Source organism: Psychromonas arctica DSM 14288 (genome assembly GCF_000482725.1).
GTDB lineage: Bacteria > Pseudomonadota > Gammaproteobacteria > Enterobacterales > Psychromonadaceae > Psychromonas > Psychromonas arctica.
Genome location: NZ_KI519480.1, coordinates 140946 through 152741, shown reverse-complemented (window position 1 = coordinate 152741; position 11796 = coordinate 140946). Strand labels below are relative to the sequence as shown.

At 39.9% G+C, this 11796-nt stretch carries 10 protein-coding genes; all 10 read right to left on the bottom strand.

Translation table 11 applies throughout. The annotated features are described in order from the left end of the window. Window positions 1-5: 5 nt before the first annotated feature. Genes murG through mraZ form a run of 10 tightly spaced genes read right to left on the bottom strand, consistent with a single transcriptional unit; the run spans window position 6 to window position 11553 of the window. Window positions 6-1088 (bottom strand): undecaprenyldiphospho-muramoylpentapeptide beta-N-acetylglucosaminyltransferase, encoded by a 1083-nt coding sequence (murG, locus tag H592_RS0116735; RefSeq protein ID WP_211235681.1) that lies wholly within the window; start codon window positions 1086-1088, stop codon window positions 6-8. Beyond that, the gene (ftsW, locus tag H592_RS22625) at window positions 1081-2436 is read right to left on the bottom strand and encodes a putative lipid II flippase FtsW (RefSeq protein ID WP_084296317.1); all 1356 of its coding nucleotides are present in this window, start codon (window positions 2434-2436) and stop codon (window positions 1081-1083) included. Before ftsW ends, murG begins: the two co-directional genes overlap by 8 nt. A gap of 2 nt (window positions 2437-2438) precedes the next feature. Next, a complete protein-coding gene (murD, locus tag H592_RS0116725) occupies window positions 2439-3764 on the bottom strand; it encodes a UDP-N-acetylmuramoyl-L-alanine--D-glutamate ligase (RefSeq protein ID WP_028869778.1) in 1326 nt (441 codons plus the stop codon). A gap of 1 nt (window position 3765) precedes the next feature. Next, window positions 3766-4848 (bottom strand): phospho-N-acetylmuramoyl-pentapeptide-transferase, encoded by a 1083-nt coding sequence (gene mraY / locus H592_RS0116720; protein ID WP_028869777.1) that lies wholly within the window; start codon window positions 4846-4848, stop codon window positions 3766-3768. A gap of 48 nt (window positions 4849-4896) precedes the next feature. Continuing rightward, complete coding sequence (locus H592_RS0116715; protein ID WP_028869776.1) at window positions 4897-6435, bottom strand: UDP-N-acetylmuramoyl-tripeptide--D-alanyl-D-alanine ligase; 1539 nt, start codon at window positions 6433-6435, stop codon at window positions 4897-4899. Beyond that, window positions 6432-8003, bottom strand: coding sequence for a UDP-N-acetylmuramoyl-L-alanyl-D-glutamate--2,6-diaminopimelate ligase (murE, locus tag H592_RS0116710; protein WP_084296316.1), 1572 nt, complete (start codon window positions 8001-8003; stop codon window positions 6432-6434). Before murE ends, H592_RS0116715 begins: the two co-directional genes overlap by 4 nt. After that, window positions 8003-9832, bottom strand: coding sequence for a peptidoglycan D,D-transpeptidase FtsI family protein (locus H592_RS0116705; protein WP_028869774.1), 1830 nt, complete (start codon window positions 9830-9832; stop codon window positions 8003-8005). Before H592_RS0116705 ends, murE begins: the two co-directional genes overlap by 1 nt. Continuing rightward, the gene (gene ftsL, locus H592_RS0116700) at window positions 9829-10143 is read right to left on the bottom strand and encodes a cell division protein FtsL (protein ID WP_028869773.1); all 315 of its coding nucleotides are present in this window, start codon (window positions 10141-10143) and stop codon (window positions 9829-9831) included. Before ftsL ends, H592_RS0116705 begins: the two co-directional genes overlap by 4 nt. After that, window positions 10144-11091 carry a 16S rRNA (cytosine(1402)-N(4))-methyltransferase RsmH gene (gene rsmH, locus H592_RS0116695; protein WP_028869772.1) on the bottom strand — a complete coding sequence of 316 codons (948 nt, stop codon included), beginning with the start codon at window positions 11089-11091 and terminating at the stop codon, window positions 10144-10146. It lies immediately after the preceding gene. Next, window positions 11092-11553 (bottom strand): division/cell wall cluster transcriptional repressor MraZ, encoded by a 462-nt coding sequence (gene mraZ / locus H592_RS0116690; RefSeq protein ID WP_028869771.1) that lies wholly within the window; start codon window positions 11551-11553, stop codon window positions 11092-11094. Window positions 11554-11796 lie beyond the last annotated feature (243 nt).

The following is an 11796-nucleotide window of genomic DNA, read 5'->3' as shown; positions in this document are numbered from 1 at the left end:
TTTCACTATATTTTCACTAAGGAATTACAAACGGCAGCCACTTGCTCCGTTGCATTTCTAATTGCTATATTTTTACAGTTTGTACTCATATCAACAAGCAACTGCCTATTTTGACTTAATGTCGCCAAACATTCACTTAATTTCTTTGCATTTAAATCTTTTTGAGGAAGTAATATTGCGGCCTCTGCATTTACTAAGCTTTGTGCATTTTTTGTTTGATGATCATCTACCGCATGCGGTAGAGGAACAAAAATAGCAGGTAAGCCTACCACAGCAACTTCAGCAACTGTAAGCGCCCCTGCCCTACAAATAATAACGTCCGCCCAATCATAAGCAGCAGCCATATCAGTAATAAAATCTTGTACTTTATACTCTACTTGAGAGTCTTGATAACGTGCTAAAACAGACTCAGAAAAGCCTTTTCCAGTTTGATGTAAAATAGACACTTTTGTCGCATCAAAGTTCATTAATGCTTGAGGTACTGTTTCATTTAAAACTTGTGCGCCTAAACTTCCCCCAATCACCAGTACCTTTAAACTAGAAGAGGATGCTGAAAATTGCTTTTCAGGTAAAGCCAAAAGGTCTTTACGTATTGGGTTACCGACTAAAATAGCTTTTTCATTCAAAAATGCACCGCTAAAGCCCATTAATACCTTTTTTGAGAAATAAGAGAGTAAGCGATTGGTCATTCCCGCGGTTGCATTCTGTTCGTGTAACACAACAGGAATACCTAAAGTCCATGCCGCGATACCACCCGGTCCACTGGCAAAACCTCCCATACCCAATACTAAATCTACTTGTCTATTTTTTAAGACTTTACGTGCTTGAAAAATTGATTTCAAAATTTGAAAGGGAGCGGCTAGCAAACGTTTGATGCCATTCCCTCTCACTCCGGCCACGTCAATAAAATCTATTTCATAACCATGTTCAGGTACCAACCTTGCTTCCATTCTTGCTGCTGTCCCTAACCAGCTCACTTGCCAGCCTTCATTTTTTAATTTATCTGCGACCGCTAAGCCCGGAAAGACATGCCCACCAGTACCACCAGCCATCACCAATAAGGTTTTAGTTTTGCTCATATTATTCACCCTTTAGTTCATTACTTGATGTATTGCCAGTCATCTTATTGGAGACCTTGCTGAATGTGTTGTCGAATACATTGTCTGATTCAGTATCGATAACATTACTGGAAATGTTATCGGATGGCTCGCTAGGTACATTTTTTGGTTTCGATTTTTTCTTTTTGACTTTCTTTGTAATACGTACCTGTGCTGAGCTTAAGCGTGTTTCAAAATCAATACGTAATACTAACCCCACGGCAATAGCAATAGTGATCAAACTTGAACCACCATAACTAATCAAGGGTAAGGTCAAACCTTTTGTAGGTGCAACACCGGAAGCGGCACCAATATTAACCGCAGTTTGAAAAGCGAACCAAATTGCAATACCGATAGCAACGTAACCAGCAAAAACAAAGTTTTGTTGTAACGCTTTTCTACCGATCGAAAAAGCTTTATAAACTAGAATAAACTCTAGAATAATAACAATACTAACCCCAATAAAACCTAACTCTTCTGCGAGAATAGCCATAATAAAGTCAGTATGTGCTTCAGGTAAATATTCAAGTTTTTGTACTGAATTACCTAATCCTTCACCGAACCAACCGCCTCGGCCAAAAGCCATTAAAGACTGTGTTAACTGGTAACTTCGGCCAAATGGATCAGCCCAGGGATCTAAAAAACCAAAAACCCTTGCCATACGATAGGGTGAGGTAACAATCAATAGGATGATCACCGATAACAACGCCACTGCAATCCCCACGAATGAGATCATGCGCGCATTAGCAATGAATAACATACCCATCATGATCACCACGATCACCACGGTTGAACCTAAATCTGGTTGTAATAATAATAATAAAGCTAATAGCGCTAATATTGCCAAAGGCTTTATAAAACCTTTAATAGTATCAATCACCTCTTTTTGCCGACGTAAAAGGTAACTTGAAATAAACAACACCACAGACAGTTTTGCAAACTCAGAGGGTTGGATATTCAAGGGCCCAAAGCGTAACCAACGTAAGGAACCATTTACTTCGGTACCAATAATCAACACTGAAAATAAAGCTAATGAAGAGAGCAGTAAAATAATAGGCGTGTATTTATGCCAGCGTGTGATTGGGATCGACACTACAGCCGCTAATATAAATAAGCATAAAATAATATAAATAAGGTGTCGTTTTAAGAAACGAAATGGGTCATCGGAAAGCGCTATTCCTTCAGGCATTGAAGCAGAGGCGACAATAACTAGACCAACGCCCATAAGCGTAAATACTAACACTAATAAAGAACGATCATAAGCTTGCGACTGCTGCGACGACTGAAAGGTTAGTGTTCTAAAGAGTGATGCTAACTTATTACTAATAGCCCTAAACATGACTAAATTTTTCCAGTAAGCGCGTTGACTAAACGAATAAAATGATCTCCGCGTGCCATAAAGTTTTTATACATATCTAAACTAGCACAGGCAGGTGTCAAAATGGCTAAATCACCAGCTTCAGCCTGTTGATTAATATATGAAACCGCTTGGTCTAAATTTTCAACAATTATGGTTCGAAGATCTTGCTCTGCAATTAATGTTGCGTCGCGCCCAAAACAAACAATTTGCCCTTTTACTTCTTGTAAGACTGGCTTTAATTCAGAAAAATCAGCACCTTTACCATCACCGCCTAAAATAACATGCACTTTACCTTGGATAGTATCAGACAAGCCTAATAGCGCAGCTTGCGTTGCACCTACATTAGTTGCTTTAGAGTCGTTTATCCAACGTACACCTTGGACTTCTTTAACAAATTCGCAACGATGTTTAAGCCCACTATAGGTTTGTAATGTAGACAACATAGAAGGCATTGACAAATCGACAACTTGACCTAATGCAAGCGCTGCTAAGGCATTCATCCAATTATGTTTACCGCTCAGTTTTAAAGCTGAACAGGTTAATAAAGGCTGTTGTTCGAGACTGAGGTAATGTTCGTTATGTTGTACAACCACCCCATAGTGTTGTTGATCAAAACCAAAACTTAATTGTGGTTGTTTGTCAGTAAAGGTTAATGGATCATCTCGATTAATGAGTACTGCTTGGCTCTGTTGATATATTTTATGTTTTGCAGCCGTGTAATCTTGATAGCTGCTATAACGATCTAAATGATCTTCGCTGACATTTAAAATAGTCGATACATCGGCATTGAGGGACTCTGTGGTTTCGAGCTGAAAACTCGATAATTCTAGAATATACAGAGTTATAGTAGGAGCTAATAAATCTAAAGCAGGTACACCAATATTACCACCAACAGCAACATTCACTTTCGCATCTATCGCCATTTCGCCAAGTAAACTGGTTACTGTACTTTTACCGTTAGACCCCGTGATAGTGACTAATTTTGCATGCTGATAAGGGGGGGTTTTTAATTCACGCGCAAATAACTCAATATCACCGATCACTTCCACACCGGCTTTAATCGCAGCATCAATCGCGGGCGTTGCAATCGCAATGCCCGGACTAACCACTAAACAATCAAATTGACATAAAAGTTGTGCAGATAAAGGCCCAATGATCAGCTTTGTTGTAGCATCAAGTTGATCTTTGCCAGGCGGTACTGCTCGCGTATCGAAGACGGTAACTGAGATGTCTTTTTTACGGAAAAAGTTGATACAGGATAGGCCCGTAGTTCCTAAGCCAATAATAGCAATACGCTTAGCAATCATATTAGCGAACCTTCAGCGTAACTAAGCCAACCAACACTAATACGATAGTAATAATCCAGAAACGAACAATTACACGTGGCTCCGGCCATCCTTTTTTCTCATAATGATGATGAATAGGCGCCATTCTGAAAATACGTTGCTTACGCATTTTATAAGAGCCCACTTGTAAAATAACTGAGACGGTTTCCAGTACAAAAATACCGCCCATGATCACTAATAAAAATTCTTGACGGACCAGTACCGCAATAACACCAAGAATAGCGCCTAGGGCGAGTGAGCCCACATCGCCCATAAAGACTTGTGCAGGGTAAGTGTTAAACCATAAAAAGCCTAAACCAGCACCGGCAATGGTACCGCAAATAATCACTAATTCACTCGCTTGCGGAATATACGGAATAAATAGGTAATGAGAGTAGTTAACATGGCTGGTTAAATACGCTATCAATGCAAAAGCAGACGCCACCATTACCGTTGGCATAATCGCTAGGCCGTCTAAGCCGTCGGTTAAATTGACCGCATTACTACTCCCCACCACGGTGAAATAAACCAATGGAATAAACAGTAAACCTAAGTAAGGCATATATTCTTTGAAAAAAGGCACCACTAATGTTAACTGTGCATCACCTTGCGCTGTCATATATAACACGATACCTAACGCTAGGGCGGCCACTGATTGCCAGAAATACTTCCAACGTGCAATTAATCCATCGGGATGTTTGCGTACCACTTTTAAGTAATCATCCATAAAGCCGATCGCACCGAAAGCAACAGTAGTGAACAATACAACCCAAACATATAGATTATCTAATCTTGCCCACAATAACGTACTTAATACAATCGCAGCTAAAATGAGTACACCACCCATGGTTGGTGTTCCAGCTTTACTGAAATGAGATTCCGGCCCATCATCACGTACAATTTGACCGATCTGCTGGCTCTGTAAATAACGGATCAACTTAGGTCCCGCCCACAAAGAAAATGCCAGTGCAGTCAACACAGCTAAGACCATTCTCACGGATAAGTATGTCAATACATTAAAGAAGGTGTAATGACTTGAGAGTAATTCCGCTAACCAGACTACCATGTTGAAATCCTATTTATATAAAGCTGTTGCACAGCTAATGAAGATGGCTTACGCACTGAATGTTTGTTTAATAAAAGCAACGATCTCTTCCATTTTTGCACTACGAGACCCTTTTACAAGGATCACTGTTTTAGATTCTTTATCACTTAAATAAGCATTAAGTGCTTCCTTAAGTTGTTGTTTATCTGTGAAATGTTCTGCCACAGTATTTTTAGCAGCCGCATTATACGCATGGCTGACAAGTTGACTCAAATTTCCTACGGTAAATAATTTCTGTATGCCTTGTTGTTGAGCATATTCGCCCACCGTTTTATGTTCTTGCTCAGCATAATCGCCCAACTCCCCCATATCACCACAAACTAATACTTGATTCGCCTGATATTGAACTAACAAATCAATTCCCGCTTTAACCGATGCGGAATTTGCATTATAGGTATCATCAATCACCGTGACGGTTTCTGAAATAACAGAACAATTAACCCGCCCTACGACTTGCTGGACACTTTCTAAGCCTTTTTTGATATCTTGTAACGAACATCCAAAAGCGACAGCCATGGTACTTGCTGCTAATGCATTACTGACATTATGCAAGCCAGGAAGGTTCAATTGTATGCTTATGTTTTGCAAAGTATTTAGCTTGTTTACTAAGGTATCTGAAAGATTTAGTGTAAAGCTAGCTTGCCCCAGTTCGTTATGCACAATATCACTGGCAAATAGATCCGGTTTCGCCCCGTTTTGCTGCTCACTTTTAGTCGAAAAACCAAGTAATGGTTGATCCTTATTAGCCAATTGCAGCACAAAGTCCACGGCAAAATTAGCCTCTAAATTTACTACTGCGATGCCAGATGGTGTCAAATTAGACCAAATTTCAGCCTTTGCTGTCGCCACACCCTGTAACGAACCAAAACCTTCCAAATGCGCAGGCATGACATTATTAACTAATGCAACATCGGGTTGTGCAAGTGCTGAGGTGTAGGCAATCTCGCCAATATGATTTGCCCCTAGTTCAAGTACGGCAAATTGATGTTGTGCTTGTAATCGTAATAAAGTTAATGGCAAACCGATATCGTTGTTAAAATTACCAGCGGTAGCTAATACCTTATTTTTATCTCCACTATGAACGCTTAATATGGCACTTAATAATTCTTTACAGGTGGTTTTACCGTTACTACCCGTGATCGCTGCACATTTAATGCCTTTTATTTGCTGTTTGATATAGCGTCCTAATAAGCCTAATGCAATTCTTGTATCGGCAACCATCACGACAATGCAATCATTAGCAAAAGTAAAGTTTTTGTTTTGACTACAATTCTTTTCAACCCTATTTTTTTCCACCCAGCTTTTTTCAACTAATAGGACTGCAGCACCTTTATCAATGGCGCTTTGTAACAGATTATGAGCATCAAAGGAGGGACCTTTTAATGCGATAAAGAGGTCATTTTCATTGATCGTTCGAGTATCAGTGCTGACATTATTAATCACGACAGAATTAATTTCCGCTAAGGTTAGATTATCTGATTTCTGATCATCTATATTAAGCTGACCATCAGTTGCTTCACATAACTGATCTACGGTGATCGGTATCATACGCTTTGTTCCTGCTGTTTCTTTTTGTTCTCAATCAAGTCGCTCAAACACTCTCGATCGCTGTAATGTATTTTCTTATCACCAAAGATTTGATAATCTTCATGCCCTTTTCCAGCAATTAAAATAATATCGTTAGCTTGTGCTGATTGAAGTAAATGCAGAATAGCTTGTTTACGATCATGTATCACTAAGGCTAATTCAGGTTGAGTTAAGCCTTTTTTTATATCTTCAACAATCTGCTGCGCATTTTCACTGCGTGGGTTGTCATCAACTATCACCACTTGGTCTGCGCCTTGCTCGGCCATTTTAGCCATTTCAGGTCGTTTGCCTTTATCACGATCACCACCACAACCAAAGACAGCGATAATACGCCCCTTTTGTTTATGATTTTGCAACGCTTTTAAAGCATTCAGCAAAGCATCGGGGGTGTGAGCGTAATCAACTACGAACGTTACCTGTTGTTGCGCAAAAAAGTACTGTTCCATTCTTCCTGGTACAACTGTTAACTTAGCTATTACGTCTGCAATTTGCTTAATCGAAAAGCCATCCGCAAGTAACGCACAACAGACTGCGGCAATGTTTGAAACATTAAAGTCACCATAAAATGGCGCATTGATCACTCCATCCCCCCAACTAGAGGTAAATTCGAAGCTAATTCCCTGCGCGAGGTACAGTACTTTTTTAATGCTGAAGAAAGGTTGATTTGAAAAATATTGCTGTGCATTCACACCATAAGCAATGGCATTTGGAAATGCTTTTAACCAAGCTTGCCCGACTGCATCATCGGCATTAATAATACGATGCTGCAGTGGAAACTCAGTAAATAATGTCTTTTTAGCTAGCGCATATGCTTCTAACGTGCCGTGATAATCAAGGTGATCACGCGTTAAGTTAGTAAAAATAGCGGTTTCAAAAGGGATCGCTGCAACACGGCCTTGTACCAAACCATGTGAAGACACTTCCATGATCGTATGTTTAGCACCTTGGGATTGATAATGTTGCAATTCACGGCAAACTGAAATGGCGTCTAAGGTGGTATTTAAACTGCTTTTTAACTGCCCATATAAACCATTACCAATAGTGCCCATTTGCGCACTTTGCTGATTCAATAGCATATAGCTATTTGCTAGCAAACTAGCAATGGTTGTTTTACCGTTGGTACCGGTAATAGCTGTGATGCTATGTAGGTTTTTTTGAGGAAAGTAAAAACGCATTGCTAATGCACTAAGGTGTTGACCTAGTTGATAAATCTCTATGATAGGCGTTGTTGCTTCGAAGCGAATTTGGCCATCAGTAGTTTTATCTGTGGTTTCAGCAAGCACCACTGCAGCACCAGCATTGATAGCATTTTTGATAAACCGACGGCCGTCATTAACTGATCCCTGCAAAGCAACAAACAAGTCACCTTGCTGAATTTCACGACTATCTAAGGTCATGCCAGATAAAGACTGAGTTAATGAAACAGTTAACCAAGGTGCTAGTAGCCAAGCAATGTCGACATTATATTGGCGCTGATTAAGTACACTTTTTACATCCAATGCTGGCACCGGTTGCGTTTCTTTAACCATTATTTAGCCTCCAAATAGGTGTAGCTTTGATCTCCACCATCGGGTAATACATGTGTTAACAATAAAGTACTTTTCATCACAGCAGAAAATACAGGTGCAGCCACATCGCCCGCATAGTATCTATCTCCCTGTGGTTCATTAATCATCACTGCAATAGCAAAGCGAGGACGACTCGCCGGTGCTATTCCTGCAAAGACAGCAACATAATCATCACCGTAACCGCCAGCTTCAGCTTTTCGAGAAGTCCCCGTTTTACCTGCAATACGGTAACCTTCAACTTTGGCTTTTTTTGCAGTGCCACCAGGTTTACTAACCCCTTCCATCATTGCGACGACTTCAAGTGCAATATTTTTAGGAATAACTTGTTCGCCAGGCTGTTCTGGACCTTTGATAATGGATAAAGGATATTGCATGCCACCACTGCCTAAGATGGCATAAGCTTTAGCAAGTTGTAACGTTGTCGAGGTAATACCATATCCAAAGGACATAGTGGCTAATTCAAAATCAGACCAACGATGGCGAATAGGTAAACGCCCAACACTTTCACCAATCAAAGCAATACCAGTATCATTACCAAAACCAAAATCCGCAAAAGTTTGCTGCAATTGCTCTGGTTTTAAACGTAAAGCTAATTTACTCACCCCAATATTACTGGACTTTTTCAAAATTTTAGCCAAATCTATTTTTCCGTAATTTCGACCATCGCGAACGCGACGACCACCAATGGTCATCCAACCAGGGGAAGTATCAATCACTTCATCAACATCGGTTTTATGGTGGATCAATGCACTAGCAACCACTAGCGGTTTAACCGTTGAACCTGGTTCAAAGGTATCGGTAATCGCTCGATTACGTAATTTGTAAGCTTGGTATTGAGTACGATCGTTTGGATTAAATGACGGATAATTGGCCATCGCATAGATTTCACCCGAGTGAACATCTAGCACTACAATAGAGCCTGAAGTTGCGTTATTCATTTTAATTGAACGTTTCAATTCAGTATAAGCAACTGCTTGAATACGTTGATCAATGGTTAACTGTAAATTGCCTGCTAATTTTTTCTCTTTAAGCACTTCAATATTATCAATAACATTACCTAAACGGTCTTTACGAACACGTTTTTTGCCAGTTTGCCCTTGCAGATAATCATTATAACTTTTTTCAATACCTTCAATACCTTGTGCATCTAGATCGGTTAATCCTAAGATATTGGCATTAATTTCACCGGTAGGGTAAAAACGGTGTGACTCTAGCTGGCTAGCAATACCCGACAGTTTTAACTGTTTAACATATTGCACCATGGGATCGTTAACTTGACGTTTTAAGTAAGCAAAGCGCGCATTAGGTCGTTGAATTATTTTTGCAATGGCTTCACGTTCAATGCCTAATACCTCAGCTAATGCAGACCATTTTTTTGATTCATAAAAATATTTTTTGGTATGTCGCTCTAACCCTGTTTTAGGATTGACAACGACACTATCAGCCCACTCTTCAAGAGTGAAAGCAAAATGTTTTTTGACCTCTTTAGGATCTACCCAAATAGCAAAAGCAGGCACACTGATCGCTAACTCTTCACCATTACGATCTTCAATATTGCCTCGATGTACCACTGATTTAGTGACACGCAAACTACGTTTGTCAGCTTCATTAGTTAAATATTCAGGCTCTAAGATTTGTATAAAGGCAAGGCGAGAGATTAAGGCTAATGCAATTAATGAAATAGTCACTGCAACAAAAGCATATCTACCCGAGGAATAACTCAGGTAGATTTTTTTCTTTCTTGTTTGTGAGCTTCCCTTTGCCCTTGATGTCGTCCGTCTTTTATTCATCGAATTTCCACTAATACACTATTTTGTTTGGTTGGTTGCGACATTGATAACTGTTTGGTTGCAACTGAACGAATGCGACTATGTTCATCGAGGGTATGTTCTTCGATCAATAAGTTTTTCCACTCGATCATTAAGTTATCTTTTTGTTGAGATAAGAACTCTTTTTTTGTTACTAACTCTCGTGTTTCATGAGTGATGTAAATATTATACAAAGCACTGATTAATATCACAATTCCTAGAATCACTAGGATCGCGTTTTGACGTAAGTCCGCTAATATCAGTAATAATAAATTTTCACGAGAAGCCACCATCTAGTTAACCTCTGGCTGTCTCAATTTGACAGCAATACGTAATACCGAACTTCGAGCGCGTGTATTGACAGCAATTTCTTGAGCACTTGGTTTAATCGCTTTACCCACTGCTTTTAAGTTTTTACCCACTTGCATTTGTGCGTCAGTTAAAGGCAAACCAGGTGGGTACTCTGGCCCTTTTTCCTGCTTACGAATAAAGCGTTTTACAATGCGATCTTCTAATGAATGAAAACTGATCACCGAAAGTTGGCCACCAATCGCTAAAATATCTAACGCACCATCTAATACTTTGTGGATCTCTTCTAATTCGCTATTGATATAAATACGAATACCTTGGAAGCTGCGCGTTGCAGGGTGTTTTTTCTTTTCACGTTTAGGACATAAACGTTCAATTAACTGTGCTAATTGCAGCGTGCGCGTAAACGGAGTTTCTACTCGATCTGCGACAATTGCGCGTGCAATGCGGTAGGCAAACTTCTCTTCACCGAAGGTCTTTAAGGCCCAACCAATATCATCAACATCTGCTTTTGCTAACCAATCAGCAGCGCTAATGCCCGATGTCGGGTCCATGCGCATATCTAATGGTCCATCGCGCATAAAACTAAACCCGCGCTCTGCGTCATCAAGCTGTGGCGAAGAAACACCAAGATCCAATAACACACCGTCTATCTTACCGGCCAAGCCAAGGTCTTTAATATATTCAGCCAAACCTGAAAAAGGTCCATGAACAATTTGAAAACGACTATCTTCTTTTTGTAAAGCTTCTGCGGTAGCAATTGCACGCGGATCTCTATCGATCGCAATTAAACGGCCATTTGGCCCTAGTTTCGATAAGATATGTCGTGAATGTCCACCACGTCCAAATGTCCCATCGACATAAATCCCATCGGGTTTAATGGCTAGTCCATCAACGGCTTCATTTAATAATACGGTTATATGCTCACTCATCTAGAACGAGAACTCCTTGAGAGAATCACTTAATTCCATGCCTAACGACATGTCACTTTGTAGATCTTGCTGAACTTGTTGATGCCACACTTGCTCATCCCAAATTTCGAATTTGTTTAATTGTCCGACTAACATTATTTTTTTATCTAGCTTTGCATGTTGGCGTAAGGTCGGCGCAATTAAGGTACGGCCATTTTTATCTAACTCACATTCACTGGCATGGCCTAAAATTAACCGCTGTATACGTCTTTCCTGTGGGTTAGTACTTGATAAACCACGTAATTTATTTTCAATCAATAACCATTCATGTAATGGGTAAAGCAACAAACAATTCTGTGTTTGAAAATCAATCGTGCACACAAACTGCCCCTGACAAGTGTCAGATAGCCAATCACGATACCGTGTAGGGATCGCAATACGTCCTTTTGTGTCGAGATTGATCGCATTTGCACCACGCAACATGACGGTTCAGTTCCATTGATAGATGGGTGAAAGATCCATTTTATAAGAAAAAGATCCACAAAACGACACTTTTTCCCACTTTTGGACACCCAGTCTAATATTCTGCGATATTATTGCAAGCAATGGATCTTTTAAATGAGGATCACAATCACAGTTTCCTCGGCTAGGTATTTTATTTATTTGTTATATCGGTTAATAAAAAAGTGAAATTATCCTCAAAAGGCGACCAATTAATAAGTTGCG